The following is a 17007-nucleotide window of genomic DNA, read 5'->3' on the forward strand; positions in this document are numbered from 1 at the left end:
GCATCGTCACGCGTCCGGCCACGCGCGTCGCCCTGCCGAGCCGCCGTCGACCACCATGGCATCATCGAGCGGGCCCTGGCTGACACCTACCAGGCCGCTGCTCGAGCAGATGCGGGGGCATGACTGTGGGCGGACGCGCGGTGGTCGCGGGCTGGAACGGATTCATCGGGCACCGCCTCGTGTCAGACCTGAGCGCGCGCGGGTACGACGTCGTGCGCGTGGGCCGCAGCGGCCCCGACGCGCGCTGGGGTGACCTCGCCGCCCTGGCAGCAGCCGTCGACGGTGCAGCGCTCGTGGTCAACCTGGCCGGCAAGAGCGTCGGCCGCCGGTACACCGAGGGGAACCGGAACGAGATCCTGCGTTCACGCCTCGACACGACCCGTCAGCTGCGCGACGCGATCACCGCCGCGGCACACCCACCGCGGCTGTGGCTCAACGCGAGCACCGCCACCATCTACCGCTACGCCGTGGACCAGCCGCAGACCGAGTCCGACGGTGAGCTCGGCACCGGCTTCTCGGTGGACGTCGCGCGGTCGTGGGAGCGGGAGCTCTTCACCGGTGCCCTGCCCGGCACGCGCCGGGCCGCGCTGCGCATGGCGATCGTGCTCGGCGGGCCGGCGTCCGACCTGCTGGCCCGTGTCGCGCGCCTCGGGGTGGGCGGGCCGCAGCACGACGGCTGGTGGTTCCAGCACCGCCGCTACCGCGGGATCGGCGAGGACCCGACGGGCGGCCCTGTGCCGATCCACCACTCGGGCGGGAGGCAGAAGTTCTCCTGGATCCACATCGACGACGTGCTCGCGGCGATCCGGTTCATCGAGACCGACGAGAGGCTCGACGGGCCGGTCAACCTGTCCTCGCCGAACCCGAGCGACAACCGCACCCTCATGTCCGAGCTGCACCGCGCCGTCGGCATGCCGATCGGCATCCCCGCCCCACGCTGGCTCCTCGAGCCCGCGCTGTGGGCGCTCCGCAACGAGTCCGAGCTGGTCCTCAAGAGCCGCTGGGTCCTTCCGCAGCGGCTCCAGGCCGCAGGGTTCGAGTTCACCTGGCCGGAGCTCGGGCCCGCGATCGACGACGCCGTGAGGCGCCGCTAGTGCACGCTCCTTCCGGTGCTCAGCCTTCCCCGCAGCCGCCTTCCCGTCCCGCTCGACGGCTGCCAGCACGATCCCGACGACGACACCGGTGATGCGCAGGGTGATGCGCGATGACACCGACGAGCCCCTCGGATATGGTCGGGGCGCAGACGTACCCACGGAGCGCGAGCTCCGCCGCTTGCAGGGCTGACCTGCACAGACAGGGACTAGGACGGACGTGAACGGATCCCGTGCAGCAGTCCTGCACGTCCACGGGTACAACGACTACTTCTTCCAGGACCACCTGGCGCGGGCCTTCGCCGACGCCGGCTACACCTTCTACGCCGTCGACCTGCGCGGCGCCGGCCGGTCCTGGCGCCCCGACCAGGTGCCGCACTACGTCGCCGACCTCCAGGAGCAGGCGACCGACGTCGCCCAGGCCGCCCGCGCGGTCCGCGCCGAGCACCCCGACCTGCCGCTGGTGGTGCACGCCCACTCCACCGGCGGCCTCACCGCGAGCCTCTGGGCGCACGCGCACCGGCACGCGGTCGGCGAGGCGGCGGGCCCGGACGCGCTCGTCCTCGACGCCCCGTTCCTCGACATCCCCGGGTCGGCGCTGACCCGCGGCGTGGGCACGAGGGTGCTCGACACGCTCGCGCCGCTGAGCCCGCTCTCGCCGGTGAGGCGCGAGCCGTCCTGGTACTCCACCCACCTGCTGGCCGACAACGGCGGCCGCTGGGCCTTCGACACGCGGCTCAAGCGGCCCGAGGGCCTGCCCGTGCGCGTGGGCTGGATGCGCGCCGTGCGGCGGGCCCAGGCCCGCGTCGCCCAGGGACTGGCGATCTCCTGCCCGGTGCTCGTCGCCGTCGCGGCCAGCTCCGGGCCCGACGCGGCGGACAACCCGCGGCTCGACGCCCAGGACACCGTGCTCGACGTCGAGCGGATCGCCGCAGCCGCGCCGCGCCTCGGCGGCGACGTGACGCTGCTGCGGGTGCGTGACGGCGTCCACGACCTCAGCCTGTCCGACGACGCCCCGCGCGCGGCGTACCTCGCCGGGATGCTGCAGTGGCTCGACGCCCGTCTCCCCTGCCCTGCGGCCGACGGCGAGGACGACGGCGAGGACGACGGCGAGGGCGACGGCGAGGCTGCCGCGTGACGCACCCGTACTTCGACACCCGCCTGCCGGACGGGCGGCCCGGCGTCGCGGCGCTGGCCCACCGCGGGTTCGCGCGCCCGCGCGGCGTCGACTCGGGCCTCGAGAACTCCCTGGCGGCGTTCCAGGCCGCCGTCGACCTCGGTTTCCGGTACGTCGAGACCGACGCGCACGGCACCGCCGACGGCGTGGCCGTCGCCCTGCACGACGCCTCGCTCGACCGCACCACCGACGCTCGCGGCCGCGTGGCCGAGCTGCCGTGGGACGTGGTGCGCCGCGCGCGCATCGGCGGCTCCGAGCCGGTGCCGCGGCTCGACGACCTGCTCGGCTCGTGGCCGGGGCTGCGGGTCAACATCGACGTGAAGGCGGCCTCCGGGATCGCGCCGACCGCCGAGGCCATCGAGCGCACGGCCGCCCACGACCGGGTCTGCGTCACCAGCTTCTCCGCGACGCGGCGCCGCGCCACGCTCGCCCGGCTGTCCCGCCCGGTCGCCACCAGCGCAGGCACGAGCGAGGTGGCCGGCTTCCTGGCCGGCGCGCGCCTGCACGTGCCGGCGCTGACCCGCCTCGCCCTGCGCCAGGTCGACGCCCTGCAGGTCCCGGTCCGTCAGCAGGGGCTGACGGTCGTGGACGCCCGCACCGTGGCCGCGGCGCACGCCGCCGGCCGCCAGCTGCACGTGTGGACGATCAACGACGCCGCGGCCATGCACCGGCTGCTCGACCTCGGCGTCGACGGGATCGTCACCGACCGCGCCGACCTGCTGCGCGACGTGCTGTCGGCCCGCGGGCTGTGGGCCTGAGCGGGCGTCAGACGCCGAGCTGCACCGACACGCCCGGCCGCCCGGTCGGCGGCTCCTTGGAGATCTCGGCGTAGGCCGCGGCCAGCAGCGCCGGGTCGGGCCCCTCGAGGCGGGTCGGCTTGGCCACGTCCTCGAGCACCACGAACCGCAGCAGGTCGCCGCGGGTCTTCTTGTCCCGGCGCATCGCCCCGAGCAGCTGCTCCCAGCGGTCACCGCGGTAGGTGGTCGGCAGCCCGAGCGACGACAGGATCGCCCGGTGGCGGTCCACGACCTCGTCCGGCAGGCGCCCACCGAGCCGGGCGAGCTCGGCGGCGAACACCATGCCGACGGCCACCGCCGCGCCGTGGCGCCACTGGTAGCGCTCGGCGAGCTCGACGGCGTGCCCGAGGGTGTGGCCGTAGTTGAGGATCTCCCGCAGCCCCTGCTCGGTGAGGTCCTCCCCCACCACGCGCGCCTTGACGGCCACGGACCGCTCCACGAGCTCCGCGAGCACGTCCCACGTGGCGTCGGCGGTCTCGCGGGTGCCCCACTCGCGCAGCGCGTCCGCGTGCTCCTCGACCAGCTCGAGGATGCGCGGGTCGGCGATGAAGCCGGTCTTGACCACCTCGGCCAGGCCCGCGACGAGGTCCCACCGGTCCAGCGACTCGAGCGCGGCCAGGTCGCACAGCACGCCGGCCGGCGGGTGGAACGCCCCGACGAGGTTCTTGCCCTCGGCGGTGTTGATGCCGGTCTTGCCGCCCACGGCGGCGTCGACCATGGCCAGCAGCGTGGTCGGCACGTGCACCACGCGGATGCCGCGCAGCCACGTGGCGGCCACGAACCCGGCCAGGTCGGTGGTGGCGCCGCCGCCCACGGACACGATGGCGTCCGAGCGCGTGAAGTCCGCCTGGCCCAGCACCTGCCAGCAGAACGCCGCCACCTGCGCGGTCTTCTGCTCCTCGGCGTCGGGCAGCTCGACGGCGAACGCCTCGTAGCCCTGGGCGGCCAGGTCGGCGCGCACCGCCTCGCCGGTGGCCTCCAGCGACGCCGGGTGCATCACCAGCACGCGGCGCACGTCGCGCCCGAGCATGCCGGGCAGCTCGCCCAGCAGGTGCCGGCCGATGACGACGTCGTAGGGCTTGTCGCCGTGGACGGTGACGCGGGCGGGGGACGTCATGCGGAGGGCTCCTCGGGGACGGACGACGGACGGGAGGTGTCGGGCGCGCCGGCCTGCTCGACCCGGTCGGCCACCTGCTCGGGCGTGAGCCCGTCGGTGAGCACCCGGACGGTCGCGACGCGCTCGTAGACGGGCCGGCGGGCCTCCATGAGGGCCTGCCACTGCGCCCGCGGGTTGCCGAGCAGCAGCGGGCGCGACCGGTTGAGGCCCACCCGCGGCCCGGCGTGGGCGAGCGAGACGTCGAGGAAGACGACGGTGCCGCCCGCGGCGGCGTAGGCGGCCAGCCGCTCCTGGGTCGCGGGGTCGAGGACGGCGCCGCCGCCCAGCGACAGCACGCCGTCGTGGGCGCCGAGCGCGGCGGCGACGGCGTCACGCTCCAGCGCCCGGAACGCCGGCTCGCCGTCGTCGACGAAGATGTCGGAGATCGGCTTGCCCGCGGTGGCCTCGACGTCGTGGTCGGTGTCGCGGAACGCGACGCCGCGGCGCGCGGCGAGCGCCTCGCCCACCGTCGACTTGCCGCTGCCGGGCGGGCCGACCAGCACGAGCACGGGCTGGGTCACCGCAGCAGCTCCGGCATCGCGTCGAGGTACGCCCGGGCGTTGCGGCGCACCTCGGCCACCGAGTCGCCGCCGAACTTCTCCACGGCGGCGTCGGCCAGCACGAGCGCGACCATCGCCTCGGCCACGACGGCGGCCGGCGGCACCGCGCACACGTCGGAGCGCTGGTGGTGCGCGGTGACGGGCTCGCCCGTGGCGACGTCGACCGTGCGCAGGGCGCGCGGGACGGTGGAGATCGGCTTCATGGCGGCGCGCACGCGCAGCACCTCGCCGTTGCTCATCCCGCCCTCGACGCCGCCCGCACGGTTCGACAGCCGGTGCAGGCGCCCGTCGTCGCCGCGCACGATCTCGTCGTGCGCCTCGGAGCCGCGGCGCCGCGCGGTGCGGAAGCCGTCCCCGACCTCGACGCCCTTGATCGCCTGGACGCCCATCAGCGCGGCGGCCAGCCGCGCGTCGAGGCGGCGGTCGCCGTGCGCGTACGTGCCCAAGCCGGAGGGCACGCCGTAGGCGAGCACCTCGACGACGCCGCCGAGGGTGTCACCGTCCTTGTGGCACTCGTCGATCTCGGCCACCATCGCGGCCGACGTCGCGGCGTCGAAGCAGCGCACCGGGTCCGCGTCGAGGCGGGCCACGTCGTCCGGCGTCGGCAGCGGGGCGCCGTCCGGCACGTCCACCGGGCCGATCGCGACCACGTGGGAGACGAGCCGCACGCCCAGGGCCTGCTCGAGGAAGCGCGCGGCGGCGGTGCCGAGCGCGACGCGGGTCGCCGTCTCGCGGGCGCTGGCGCGCTCGAGGACCGGCCGGGCGTCCTCGAAGCCGTACTTGCGCATGCCGACGAGGTCGGCGTGGCCGGGGCGCGGGCGGGTCAGGGGCCGGTTGCGGGCCACCTCGCGCGCGTCGCCCGTCCCGGCGTCGACGAGCAGCGCCTCCGCGGGCACCGGGTCGGGCGCCATGACGTCGACCCACTTGGGCCACTCGGAGTTGCCGATCTCGATGGCCAGCGGGCCGCCCTGGCTGACGCCGTGGCGCAGCCCGGCGAGCACACGGACCTCGTCCTGCTCGAACTTCTGGCGCGCGCCGCGGCCGTACCCGAGCCGGCGGCGCGCCAGCGCCGCCTGGATGTCGGCGGTGACCAGCTCCACGCCGGCCGGCAGCCCCTCCAGCACCCCCACGAGCGACGGACCGTGCGACTCCCCCGATGTCAACCAGCGCAGCATGCGCCGATTCTCCCACGGGCGCGCCGGCGCCCGGACGACCGTCTCAGCCGGTCAGACGGCCGGGGCGAGCTCGCCCTGCAGCGCGGCGTCCATCGCCGCCAGGGGCGCCCGCCGCCCGGTCATCAGCCGCACCTGCTCGGCGGCCTGGTGCAGCAGCATCCGCTCCCCGCCGACGACGACGCCGCCGGCCCGCGCCCACGCCTGCGACAGGGCCGTGGGGCGCGGGTCGTAGACGACGTCGAGCAGGACGCCGTCCACCCGCTGCCCGGTGCGCCCCAGCGCGCCCGCGAGCTCGTCGGCGGCGTGCGCGGGGGCTGTCGAGACGACCACGTCGGCCGCCCGCAGCACCTCGTGCGAGCCTTCCGGGTCGAGCAGCGCGAACCGCGGCTCGACGCCGAGGCGCTCGGCGGCCTCCTGCAGCCCCGCCGTCCGGCCCAGCGAGCGGACCAGCACGTGCGGGGTGCGGCACCCCAGGTCGCGCAGCGCGGCGAGCGTGGACGCCGCGGTGGCGCCGGCGCCGACGACGACGGCCTCGCGCACGGGGCGTGCGCCGAGGCCCGCACCCCGCCCCGCGCCCAGCCCCGCGCCCACCCCCTCGGCCAGCGCCGCGACGAGCCCGTGCACGTCCGTGTTCGTGCCGGCCAGCACGACGCCGCACGCCGCCGGGCGCACGGTGACGGTGTTGACCGCGCCGGTGGCCCGGGCGACGTCGTCGACCTCGTCGAGCAGCGGGATCACCGCCTGCTTGAGCGGCATCGTCAGGCTGAGGCCCGACCAGCCGAGGTCGAGCTCGCGCAGCACCGCGGGCAGGTCCTCGGCGGTCGTGTCGATCGCCGTGTACCGCCAGCCGTCGAGGCCGAGCGCGGCGTAGGCGGCCGTGTGCAGCACCGGCGACAGGGAGTGCGCGATCGGGTGCCCGAGCACGGCCGCGCGGCGGCCGGGGACGGTCCCGGCCGCGGTGGCGGGCTCGCTCACCCCTGGCTCGCCTCCCAGGCCTGGTACTCCTGCTTGAACCGCTGGAACTCGTCGTAGCTGTCGGTGAACTTCGTCTCGCCCGTGTCCAGGTTGACGGTCACGTACCAGAGCCAGTCGCCCTCCGGCGGGTTCACGACCGCCTCCACCGACGGGCGGCCCGGGTTGCCGATCGGGGTCGGCGGCAGCCCCTGGTGGACCCGGGACGCGTACGGCAGGTTCTCGTCGTTGAACTCGGAGCGGGTGATCTCGCTCGCCGGCTTGCCGAGGCCGTAGGCGTCGATGGCGTCCATGCCCAGCGGCTCGCCGCGGTCCAGGCGGTTCTGGATCACGCGCGCCACCTCGCCGCGGTAGTCGTCCGGCGCCTCGCGCTCGACGATCGAGGCCTCGGTGAGGACGTCGTGGCGGTCCTCCGGCGCGACGCCGAGCTCGTCGAGCTCCGCGACGGTGCGCTCGACCATCTGGCCGAGCAGGGTCTGCGCCGTGTCGCCCGGCTGCACCGTGTAGGTGGCCGGGGACAGCCAGCCCTCCACCGTGCCGTCGGCCTCGGCCGGCAGGCCGATCGAGGCGGGGTCGCCCACGGCGGCGTCGAGGTCCGCGCGCGAGATCGTCGTCACCGACGCGATGCGCTCGAGCACCTGCTCCGCGGTGAAGCCCTCGGGGATGGTCACCCTGGTCTCGAGCTTCTCGTTCTTGGCCAGCGCGGCGACGGCGTCCGAGGCCCTCATCTCGGTCAGCAGCTGGTACACGCCCGGCTGGATGCCGCTGGCCTGCGGGTTCTCGCTGAACGCCTGCCGGAACGCCTCGACCGAGGCGACGACGCCGGCGTCGTGCAGGACCTGCCCCATCTCGGTGCCGGTGGCGCCCGCCGGGATCTCCACCTCGACCGCCTGGTTCCCCGGCCCGGCGTAGTCCTCCGCCTCCCGCTCGAACGGGCTGCTCAGCAGCCCCGAGACGTTGCCCCAGGTGAGGTAGCCGACGCCGGCGACCACGACGAGGCACGCCAGGACGACGAGCGTCGTGCGGCGGCGACGGCGCCGCCGGCGCTTCGCCGCGGCCCGCTGCCGCGCGGCAGAGCGCCTGCTCGGCACGGGCTGCTGGAGGGCGGGGGGCTCGAAGAGGTCGGTCACGCGGGAGGTCCTGTTCGTCGGTCCTGCGTCAGGGGGTGGGGGCCTCGACGAGCTCGCCGGCGCGTGTCCCCGCTGCCCGCTCCACGTCGAGTGCAGATTGCAAGATGATAACGGCCGCCGCCTGGTCGATCACAGGGCGGTGGCTCCTGGTCTTCTTCCCGGCGGCGCGCAGCTGCGCGTGCGCCGTCACGGTGCTCATCCGCTCGTCGACGACGCGCACCGGCACGGGCGCGACGGCCGCGGCGAGCCGGGCGGCGAACCCGCGGGCGTCCTGCGTGGCGGCCCCCTCCGCCCCCGACAGGTGCCGCGGCAGCCCGACGTAGACCACGCGGGCGGCCCGCTCGTCGACCTCCGCGGCGATGCGCGCCACGTCCGCCGTCGTGCCCTCGCCAGGCAGCACCCGCGGCACCGTCTGAACCGGCGTGGCGACGAGGCCGTCGGGGTCCGAGGCGGCCAGGCCGATGCGGGCCTTGCCGACGTCCACGCCGAGGCGGGCGCCGCGGGCGACGCCCGCGGAGCCCGCCTCGGCCTCGAACGGCTCGGTCACGGCGGTCAGCCGACGATCCCGTCGCGGACGCCGTCGACGACGCCCGAGAGCGCCGCGGGCAGCGCGGTCGCGTCGGAGCCGCCGCCCTGGGCGAGGTCCGGCTTGCCGCCGCCCCCGCCGCCGAGCACGCCGGCCGCCGCCTTGACGAAGTCGCCCGCGCGCAGGCCGGCGTCGCGCGCCGGGGCGTTCGTCGCGACCACGACCAGCGGGCGGCCGCCGGCCACGCCGCCGATGGCGACCAGCGCGGGGTCCGCGTCGCCGAGGCGGCCGCGCACGTCGAGCGCGAGCGCGCGCAGGTCGTCGGCCGAGGCCACGTCGCCGGCGTCGTGCGTGACGACGCGGACGGCGCCGACGCGCGGCGCCTCGGCGGCGAGCGTGCCGGCCGCGGCCAGGAGCTTGCCCTGGCGCAGCGCCGCGAGCTCCTTCTCCGTCTCCTTCAGCCGCGCCAGCAGCGCGCCCACCCGGTCCCCCAGCTCCTCGGGCCGCGCGCCGAGCATGCCGGTCAGCTGGCCGACGAGCGCGTGCTCCTTGGCCTGGAACCCGTAGGCGCCGTCGCCGACCAGGGCGTCGACGCGGCGCACGCCCGAGCCGATGGACGACTCGCCCAGCAGCGCGACGCGGCCGATCTCGCCGGACGCCTTGACGTGCGTGCCGCCGCACAGCTCGCGCGACCAGTCGCCGCCGATGGAGACGACGCGCACGATGTCGCCGTACTTCTCGCCGAACAGCGCCATGGCGCCGAGCTCGCGGGCCTCGTCCAGGGGCATGAGCTGGTCGGTGACCTCGAGGTTCTCCGCGAGGCGGACGTTGACGCGCTCCTCGATCTCCTGCAGCGCCGAGGCGGGCACCGCCTGCGGCGAGCGGAAGTCGAAGCGCACGCGGCTGGGCGCGTTCTCCGAGCCGGCCTGCGTGCGGTCCGGGCCGACGAGCTCGTGCAACGCCTTGTGGATCATGTGGGTCGCCGAGTGCGCGCGGCTGATCGCCACGCGGCGCTCCACGTCGATCGTGGCGGTGCCGGGGTCGCCCAGCGCGACCGTGCCCTCCACGAGGCGGCCGCGGTGGACGTTGAGGCCCTTGATCGGCCGCTGCACGTCGTCGACCTCGATGGTCGCGCCGCCGTCGAGCACGATCGTGCCCTGGTCGGCGAGCTGGCCGCCGGACTCGGCGTAGAACGGGGTGCGGTCCAGGACGACCTCGACGTCGGCCGGGGCGGTCGCCGCTGGCGCGGGCACGCCGTCGACGAGCAGGCCGGCCACGGTCACCGCGGCCTCCTGCTGGCGGTAGCCGAGGAACTCCACCGGCGCGGACAGCTCGCCGGCGATCGTCTCGTAGGCGCGCAGGTCGGCGTGGCCGGTCTTCTTGGCGAGCGCGTCGGCGCGGGCGCGCTGGCGCTGCTCGGCCATGAGGTCGCGGAACGCCTTCTCGTCCACCTGGACGCCCTGCTCGGCCGCCATCTCGAGGGTGAGGTCGATCGGGAAGCCGTAGGTGTCGTGCAGCTGGAAGGCCTCGGAGCCCGAGAGCACCGGCGCGGCGGTCCCGGCGGCCTGCTTCGCCTTGGACACGGCGGTGTCGAGGATCGTGGTGCCCTGCGCGAGGGTGCGGCGGAACGCGTCCTCCTCGCCGTAGGCGACGTCGGAGATGCGGCCGAACTCGGCCTCCAGCTCCGGGTAGGAGGCCTTCATCGCGTCCTTCGACACGGGCAGCAGCACCGGCAGTGCCTCGGCGTCGTACCCGAGCAGGCGCACGGCGCGCACCGCGCGGCGCAGCAGGCGGCGCAGCACGTAGCCGCGGCCCTCGTTCGACGGGCGGACGCCGTCGCCGATGACCATCAGCGACGAGCGCACGTGGTCGGCGACGACGCGCATGCGCACGTCGTCCTCCGGGTCGGCCCCGTAGCGGCGGCCGGTGAGCTCCTCGACGGCCGAGATGACGGGGAAGACCTCGTCGATCTCGTACAGGTTCTCCTTGCCCTGGAGCAGGTACGCGATGCGCTCCAGGCCGGCACCGGTGTCGATGCTCTTGTGCTCGAGCTCGCCCAGCAGCGGGTAGTCCTTGCCCTGGCCCTCGCCGCGCACGTACTGGTCGAACACGAGGTTCCAGACCTCGAGGTAGCGGTCGCCGCCCGGGTCGACGTTGCCGCCGACGGCCTCGGGGCCGTACGCGGGGCCGCGGTCGTAGTGCCACTCGGCGCACGGGCCGGCCGGGCCGGGCTGGCCGGTGTCCCAGAAGTTCTCCTCGCGCGGCAGGCGCACGATGTGCTTGGGGTCGATGCCGACGCCCTTGGTCAGCGCGTCGTACGCCTCGGCGTCCTGCTCCCAGACGGTGACCCACATGCGGTCGCCGTCGAAGCCGTAGCCGCCCTTCGACTGCTCGGTGGTCAGCAGCTCCCAGGCGAAGTCGATGGCCTCGCGCTTGAAGTAGTCGCCGAACGAGAAGTTGCCGTTCATCTGGAAGAACGTGCCGTGGCGGGTGGTGCGCCCGACGTTCTCGATGTCGTTGGTGCGGATGCACTTCTGCACGCTGGCGACGCGCGGCCACGGCGCCTGCTCGGTGCCGAGGATGTAGGGGATGAACGGCACCATGCCCGCGATGGTGAACAGGATCGAGGGGTCGGGCGAGACCAGCGGCACGCTGGGGGCCAGGTGGTGGTCCTTGGAGCCGAAGTAGTCGAGCCATCGCTGGCGGATGTCGGCGGTGCGCATGGTGTCCTTCACGGGTGAGGGGTGGTGCCAGAGCCATTCTCGCGCGCACGGCGCGCTGCTCCGAACGGGGGTGCTCGCGGTGTGCCTCCCGCGAGGCGAGGGGTCCGTGGGTCCGGACGGCGGCGGCGCGCCGCCGCGGCGGGGTGCCGCGTCGGCTCAGAACGAGTAGCCGAGCGCGTCCTCGTCGTCGTCGGTAGCCGGACCGCCCGCGGCCGTGGCGCCGCGGGCGCCGGTAGCTCGGCGCGCGCGGGTCTCGGCGGGGTCGGCCTGCCCCTCGGCCAGCAGGGCCTCCAGCAGCTCGGCCTCGCGCGCGGCGCGCGCCTCCGCGAAGCGCGCGCGGAACTCCTGCGCGACGTCGCCGGCGCGGCGGCCGGCCTCGGTGGCGGCGTGCTCGGCGCGCTGCGCGAGCGTCGCCGGCACGTACTGGCGCACCAGGCGGCGGCCGCGGCGGTAGACCACGACGGTCACGGCCACGCCGACGCCCATCCAGAACACACGGCGCATCAGCGGCCGCCCCGCTCGCCCGACGCCTTGCGGGCCGCGCCGGCGAAGGCCTGGCGCACGCCGTAGGAGAAGGCCGCCACCTTGACCAGCGGGCGGCCCAGCGTCGCGGCGTACAGGCCGGACAGCGCGGAGACGTTCTCGCTCACCTGGGCGGCGGACGTCGTGATCGTGTCCACCTTGCCGAGCTGGGTGTTGGCGCCCGCGACGGTGGTGGCCGCCTCGTCGAGGATCGGCACGGAGTGCTCGGTGACCTCGCGGATGGAGCGGGTCGCCTCGTCGAGGACCCGGCCCAGCTTGACCAGCGGCACGGCCAGCACGCCGACCAGCAGCACGAAGGCGATGGCGGCGATCAGCCCGGCCACGTCTCCCACGGTCATTCCGGTCCCTTTCCTCGCACGGGCACGCCGGGTCCCGGCCACCGGCCGCCGACCCCGCGGTGCGCACACCCCGCGGCGTGCGCAGGTCACCCTATCGGACGCGGGCCCGCGGTCCGGCGCGCGGCGCACGCCCCGGACGTGCGCGGACGCCCCGCCGCACGCTGCCGGAGGCAGGGCGACGGGGCGTCCGTCGGTGTGGTGCGCGGGGGTGCCGCGCGAGCCGCGTCAGCGGGCGTAGAACTCGACGACCAGCTGGACGTCGCAGGTCACGGGGACCTCGGCGCGCTTCGGCTTGCGGGTCAGCGTGGCCTGCAGCTTCTCGAGCTGCACCTCCAGGTAGCCCGGGACGGCCGGCAGGACGTCGCGGTGGGCGCCGGCGGCGGCGACCTGGAACGGCGTCGTGGCCTGCGACTTCGGCTTGACCTGGATGGTCTGGCCCGGCTTCACGCGGAACGACGGGCGGTCCACGATCTTGCCGTCGACCAGGATGTGACGGTGGGTCACGGCCTGGCGGGCCTGCAGGATCGTGCGGCCGAAGCCGGCGCGCAGCACGAGGGCGTCGAGACGGGTCTCGAGGTCCTCGACCATGACCTCACCGGTCAGGCCCGGGTGCTTGCGGGCGGTCTCGTAGACCTTGACGAGCTGCTTCTCGCGCAGCGCGTACTGGGCGCGCAGACGCTGCTTCTCGCGCAGACGCACCGCGTAGTCGGACTCGGTGCGGCGGCGGGCGCGGCCGTGCTCGCCGGGCGGGTAGGGGCGCTTCTCGAAGTGCTTGACGGCCTTCGGCGTGAGCGCGAGGCCCAGGGCGCGGCTCAGGCGGACCTGGCGGCGCGAACGGGTCACAGAGGTCACTGTGCTTCCTGTCCTGTCGGATGGATGAGGTCACACCCGAGGCGAGAGGTCTCGTCGGGTGCGGGACCAGCCGTGGGGGCGCCGCTCCGGTCCGGAGCAGGCCCGCGGGGCCGAGGTCCCAGGGAGTCGCCGCGAACGGCAACCGGACCATGCTACCCCACCGGCGGGCGCCCCCGGTGCGCCCCCGGTGCGCCGGCGGCGGCGCCGACCTGCGCGCGCGGCCTACCTCTGCGACGGCCGCGCCCGCCCGAGGATCTCCCGGACCCGCTCGAGCCGCTCCGCCACCTGCCGCTCGTACCCACGGTCGCTCGGCGTGTAGTACCGGCGCCCCACGAGCTCGTCGGGCAGGTACTGCTGCGGGGCGATCGCGTGCGGGGCGTCGTGCGCGTACTGGTAGCCCTTGCCGTGCCCCAGGCGTTCGGCGCCCGAGTAGTGGGCGTCGCGCAGGTGCGGCGGCACGACACCGATGCGCCCGGCGCGCACGTCGTCCAGGGCCGCGCCGATGCCGGCGTACGCGGCGTTCGACTTGGGCGCGGTGGCGAGGTGGACGACCGCCTCGGCCAGCACGATGCGCCCCTCGGGCATCCCGATGAGCTGCACCGCCTGCGCCGCGGCGACCGCGGTCTGCAGGGCGGACGGGTCGGCCATGCCGACGTCCTCCGCCGCCGAGATGACGATCCGGCGGGCGATGAACCGCGGGTCCTCCCCCGCGGCGACCATGCGGGCCAGGTAGTGCAGGGCCGCGTCGACGTCGGAGCCGCGGATGGACTTGATGAACGCGCTGACGACGTCGTAGTGCTGGTCGCCGTCGCGGTCGTAGCGCACCGCGGCGACGTCGACGGCGCGCTCGACCGTCTCCAGCCCGACGACGACCGGCCCCTCGGGCGTCCCGGTCCCGGCCTCGCCCCCGACCCGGGCCTCCGCCTGCGCCTCGGACAGCGCCGTGCCCGCCGCGGCCTCCAGCACGGTGAGCGCCTTGCGCGCGTCGCCCCCGGCCATGCGCACCAGCTGGTCCTCGGCGTCCGGCGCGAGCTCGACCGCGCCGCCGAGGCCGCGCTCGTCGCCGACGGCCCGACGCACCAGGTCGCGCACGTGCTCGCCGGTCAGCGGGCGCAGGGTGAGCAGCAGCGAGCGGGACAGCAGCGGGGAGTTGACCGAGAACGACGGGTTCTCCGTGGTGGCCGCGACGAGGGTGACCCAGCGGTTCTCGACGCTCGGCAGCAGCGCGTCCTGCTGCGACTTGGAGAACCGGTGCACCTCGTCGATGAAGAGCACCGTCTCCTCGCCGCTCGTGGCCAGCCGGCGGCGGGCGTCGTCGACCACCTGGCGCACGTCCTTGACGCCCGCCGTCACCGCGGACAGCTCGACGAACCGCCGGCCCGAGACGGTGGCGACGAGGTAGGCGAGCGTCGTCTTGCCGGTGCCGGGCGGGCCCCACAGGATCACCGAGCCGGGCGCCGCCCGGCGCGCGGCCTCGTCGGCGGGCTCCACGAGGCGGCGCAGCGGCGAGCCGGGCTGCAGCAGGTGCTCCTGCCCGGACACCTCGTCCAGCGACGCCGGGCGCATGCGCACGGCCAGCGGCGCGCCGGACCCCGCCCGCTCCACCACCGGCGTGCCGTGCTGCCCGGTGGTGACGGCGTCGAACAGGTCCATGGCCCCAGCCTACGGAGCGGCGGGGACACCCCCGTCCGCCGCCTGCACCGCCTCGGGCCAGCCCAGGGCGGGCGCCTGCGGGCCGCACCCGCACGACTCGCGGTGCCGCAGCGACGCCGTCACGCGCTCGAGCACCGGGGCGTGGCCGTCCCCCGCCAGGCGCCCGAGCAGCAGCTCGACGGCGCGCCGCGCCATGCCGTCGAGGTCCTGGCGCACCGCCGTCAGGCGCGGGCGGAACAGGTCGGCCCACTCGAAGTCGTCGTAGCAGACCAGCGCGACGTCGTCCGGCACGGCCAGGCCCAGGTCGCGCAGGGCGCGCAGCGTGCCGATCGTCATGGCGTTGTTGAGGACCACGACGGCGGTCGGCCGGCCGGGGCCGGCGAACGCGGCGCCGACCGCACGCTGGGCGTCGTCGGCCCGCGAGCGCCCCGGCAGCACCAGGGCGGGGTCGTCGTCGAGGCCGCGGCGGGCCACCACCGCGCGGTAGCCGTCGAGGCGCTCGGCCGTGGTGTCGAGGCCGGGCAGGCCCGCGACGGCCGCAACGCGGGTGTGGCCGAGGTCCGCCAGGTGGTCGACGAGGTGCTCCACCGGCTCCCGGTTGAGCGGGACCACCTGGTCGCAGGCGGCGTCGGTGTGCCGGTCGACGAGGACCACCGGGACCCCCTGGGCCTGCACCTGCGGCACGACGCCGCCGCCGGCCGCGGCGGTCGGTGCCAGCAGCAGGCCGGCGACGCGCTGGTCGAGCATCCGCTCGACCACGGCCGCCTCGTGCGCGGGCTCGTCGCCCGTGTCCCCCACGAGGACGGTGTAGCCGCGCCGCTCCAGCTCGCCGTTGAGCGCGGACACCAGCGGGCCGAAGTAGGGGTTGGTCAGCGCCGACACGGCGACGCCGACGGTGCGGGTCTCACGCCGGGCCAGCGAGCGTGCCAGCCCGTTGCGCCGGTAGGCCAGCCCCGCGACGGCCGCCTCCACCCGGGCGCGGGTGTCCGGGGCCACCACCCGGGTGCCGTTGAGGACGTGGGACACGGTCGACACGGACACGCCCGCCGCGCGGGCCACGTCGCCCATCGTCGCCATCGCACGCCTCCGTCTCCGCCGCCCGCGCGGCCCCGTGCGCCTCTGCGCATCGCGTGCCCCGTCGCGCGCAAGCGCTTGCGCAAGCGCTTGCGGCGATCCTACTGTGATCGAGGTCACGCAACGACGCGCGACCACCCGGACGAAGGAGTTCGCCATGCTCTCGTCGCTCACCACCGCCGCAGCGGGCCCGGGGTCGGCCCGCGGGCACCGGCGCCGTACCGTCCGCGCCGCCGTCGCCGGGCTCGCCGCGCTCGGCACCGCCGCCACCCTCGCCGCCTGCGGCGGCGGGGACGCCGGGGGCGGCGGCGAGACCGGCGGGGACGCCACCGGCGGCTCGTCGGACGTCACCGTCGGGCTGGTCACCAAGACCGACTCCAACCCGTTCTTCGTCCGGATGCGCGAGGCCGCGCAGGAGGCGGCCGACGAGAACGGCGCCCAGCTCGTCGCCCTGGCCGGCGAGTTCGACGGCGACAACGAGGGTCAGGTCGCGGCCATCGAGAACCTCGTGGCGCAGGGGGTCGACGGCATCCTCATCACGCCGAACTCCTCGACCGGCATCCTGCAGGCCATCGCCGACGCCCGGGCCCAGGGCGTGCTGGTCATCGCGCTCGACACGGCCACCGACCCGGAGGACGCCGTCGACGCGACGTTCGCCACCGACAACCGGGAGGCGGGCCGGCTGCAGGGCGCCTGGGTCAAGGCGGCCCTCGGCGACACCGCCCCGGTGCTGGCCATGCTCGACGGCACGCCGGGCGGCACCGTGGACACCTTCCGGCACGAGGGCTTCCTCGAGGGCATGGGCCTGACCGAGGACTCCCCCGAGATCGCCGGCATGGAGAACACCAACGGCGACCAGACCAAGGCCCAGACGGCCATGGAGAACCTGTACAGCCGCAACGCGGAGATCAACTCGGTCTACACGATCAACGAGCCCGCCGCCCGCGGCGCCTACCAGGCGCTGTCGGACGCCGGTGCCGCCGACAAGGTGGTCATCGGGTCGATCGACGGCTCGTGCGACGGGGTCCAGGCCGTCAAGGACGGCGAGATCGGCGCCACGGTCATGCAGTTCCCCGACAAGATGGCCGCCGACGGCGTCGCCGCGGTCGTGCAGTACGCCCAGGACGGCACCAAGCCCAGCGGGTTCACGGACACCGGGTCCCAGCTCATCACGGACCAGCCGGTCGAGGGCCTGGAGTCGCAGGACACCGCCTGGGGCCTCGAGAACTGCTGGGGCTGA

16 protein-coding genes are annotated in these 17007 nt (G+C 75.6%); 4 read left to right on the forward strand and 12 right to left on the reverse strand.

Translation table 11 applies throughout. The features are described from left to right. Positions 1–119: 119 nt before the first annotated feature. The 3 genes from U5M74_RS01250 (at position 120) to U5M74_RS01260 (ending at position 3026) form a co-directional block, all read left to right on the forward strand. Positions 120–1094, forward strand: coding sequence for an epimerase (locus tag U5M74_RS01250; protein ID WP_410905389.1), 975 nt, complete (start codon positions 120–122; stop codon positions 1092–1094). A gap of 217 nt (positions 1095–1311) precedes the next feature. Next, on the forward strand, positions 1312–2229 hold the full coding sequence (locus U5M74_RS01255) for an alpha/beta hydrolase (RefSeq protein WP_410905391.1): 918 nt from the start codon (positions 1312–1314) through the stop codon (positions 2227–2229). Further along, positions 2226–3026, forward strand: coding sequence for a glycerophosphodiester phosphodiesterase family protein (locus tag U5M74_RS01260; protein ID WP_410905392.1), 801 nt, complete (start codon positions 2226–2228; stop codon positions 3024–3026). Before U5M74_RS01255 ends, U5M74_RS01260 begins: the two co-directional genes overlap by 4 nt. A gap of 7 nt (positions 3027–3033) precedes the next feature. Here U5M74_RS01260 and aroB read toward each other — a convergent pair whose 3' ends face one another. The 12 genes from aroB to U5M74_RS01320 form a co-directional block, all read right to left on the reverse strand. Next, positions 3034–4182, reverse strand: coding sequence for a 3-dehydroquinate synthase (aroB, locus tag U5M74_RS01265; RefSeq protein WP_410905394.1), 1149 nt, complete (start codon positions 4180–4182; stop codon positions 3034–3036). Continuing rightward, positions 4179–4742 (reverse strand): shikimate kinase, encoded by a 564-nt coding sequence (locus U5M74_RS01270; protein ID WP_410905396.1) that lies wholly within the window; start codon positions 4740–4742, stop codon positions 4179–4181. The genes aroB and U5M74_RS01270 overlap by 4 nt, the downstream gene beginning before the upstream one ends. Then, positions 4739–5956: a chorismate synthase gene (gene aroC, locus U5M74_RS01275; RefSeq protein WP_410905398.1), complete on the reverse strand. Its 1218-nt coding sequence runs from the start codon at positions 5954–5956 to the stop codon at positions 4739–4741. The genes U5M74_RS01270 and aroC overlap by 4 nt, the downstream gene beginning before the upstream one ends. A 51-nt stretch (positions 5957–6007) precedes the next feature. After that, positions 6008–6931, reverse strand: a complete 924-nt coding sequence (locus U5M74_RS01280) for a shikimate dehydrogenase (protein WP_410905400.1) — start codon at positions 6929–6931, stop codon at positions 6008–6010. Beyond that, a complete protein-coding gene (mltG, locus tag U5M74_RS01285; protein ID WP_410905402.1) occupies positions 6928–8058 on the reverse strand; it encodes an endolytic transglycosylase MltG in 1131 nt (376 codons plus the stop codon). The genes U5M74_RS01280 and mltG overlap by 4 nt, the downstream gene beginning before the upstream one ends. Before the next feature lie 28 nt (positions 8059–8086). Further along, on the reverse strand, positions 8087–8605 hold the full coding sequence (ruvX, locus tag U5M74_RS01290; protein WP_410905404.1) for a Holliday junction resolvase RuvX: 519 nt from the start codon (positions 8603–8605) through the stop codon (positions 8087–8089). A gap of 5 nt (positions 8606–8610) precedes the next feature. Next, positions 8611–11307, reverse strand: a complete 2697-nt coding sequence (gene alaS / locus U5M74_RS01295; RefSeq protein WP_410905774.1) for an alanine--tRNA ligase — start codon at positions 11305–11307, stop codon at positions 8611–8613. 156 nt (positions 11308–11463) lie between these two features. Then, positions 11464–11811: a hypothetical protein gene (locus U5M74_RS01300; protein WP_410905406.1), complete on the reverse strand. Its 348-nt coding sequence runs from the start codon at positions 11809–11811 to the stop codon at positions 11464–11466. Then, a complete protein-coding gene (locus U5M74_RS01305) occupies positions 11811–12188 on the reverse strand; it encodes a DUF948 domain-containing protein (protein WP_410905408.1) in 378 nt (125 codons plus the stop codon). Before U5M74_RS01305 ends, U5M74_RS01300 begins: the two co-directional genes overlap by 1 nt. Before the next feature lie 225 nt (positions 12189–12413). Further along, positions 12414–13040, reverse strand: a complete 627-nt coding sequence (gene rpsD, locus U5M74_RS01310) for a 30S ribosomal protein S4 (protein WP_410905410.1) — start codon at positions 13038–13040, stop codon at positions 12414–12416. Positions 13041–13262: 222 nt separating this feature from the next. Continuing rightward, positions 13263–14693, reverse strand: coding sequence for a replication-associated recombination protein A (locus U5M74_RS01315; RefSeq protein ID WP_410905412.1), 1431 nt, complete (start codon positions 14691–14693; stop codon positions 13263–13265). A gap of 9 nt (positions 14694–14702) precedes the next feature. Beyond that, entirely contained in the window at positions 14703–15770 is a 1068-nt protein-coding gene (locus U5M74_RS01320) for a LacI family DNA-binding transcriptional regulator (protein ID WP_410905414.1), read from the reverse strand. Positions 15771–15924: 154 nt separating this feature from the next. On the opposite strand from U5M74_RS01320, the gene U5M74_RS01325 reads away from it, so the two are divergent. Then, a complete protein-coding gene (locus U5M74_RS01325; RefSeq protein ID WP_410905416.1) occupies positions 15925–17007 on the forward strand; it encodes a substrate-binding domain-containing protein in 1083 nt (360 codons plus the stop codon).

The organism is Puerhibacterium sp. TATVAM-FAB25, assembly GCF_046535855.1.
GTDB lineage: Bacteria > Actinomycetota > Actinomycetes > Actinomycetales > Cellulomonadaceae > Puerhibacterium > Puerhibacterium variabilis_A.

What these genes read in the sequence shown, in the direction of transcription:
- U5M74_RS01250 (WP_410905389.1), top strand. Translation starts at nt 120, where the DNA reads ATGACTGTGGGCGGACGCGCGGTGGTCGCGGGCTGGAACGGATTCATC.
- aroB (WP_410905394.1), bottom strand. Translation starts at nt 4,182, where the DNA reads ATGACGTCCCCCGCCCGCGTCACCGTCCACGGCGACAAGCCCTACGAC.
- aroC (WP_410905398.1), bottom strand. Translation starts at nt 5,956, where the DNA reads ATGCTGCGCTGGTTGACATCGGGGGAGTCGCACGGTCCGTCGCTCGTG.
- alaS (WP_410905774.1), bottom strand. Translation starts at nt 11,307, where the DNA reads ATGCGCACCGCCGACATCCGCCAGCGATGGCTCGACTACTTCGGCTCC.
- U5M74_RS01300 (WP_410905406.1), bottom strand. Translation starts at nt 11,811, where the DNA reads ATGCGCCGTGTGTTCTGGATGGGCGTCGGCGTGGCCGTGACCGTCGTG.
- U5M74_RS01305 (WP_410905408.1), bottom strand. Translation starts at nt 12,188, where the DNA reads ATGACCGTGGGAGACGTGGCCGGGCTGATCGCCGCCATCGCCTTCGTG.
- U5M74_RS01315 (WP_410905412.1), bottom strand. Translation starts at nt 14,693, where the DNA reads ATGGACCTGTTCGACGCCGTCACCACCGGGCAGCACGGCACGCCGGTG.
- U5M74_RS01320 (WP_410905414.1), bottom strand. Translation starts at nt 15,770, where the DNA reads ATGGCGACGATGGGCGACGTGGCCCGCGCGGCGGGCGTGTCCGTGTCG.
- U5M74_RS01325 (WP_410905416.1), top strand. Translation starts at nt 15,925, where the DNA reads ATGCTCTCGTCGCTCACCACCGCCGCAGCGGGCCCGGGGTCGGCCCGC.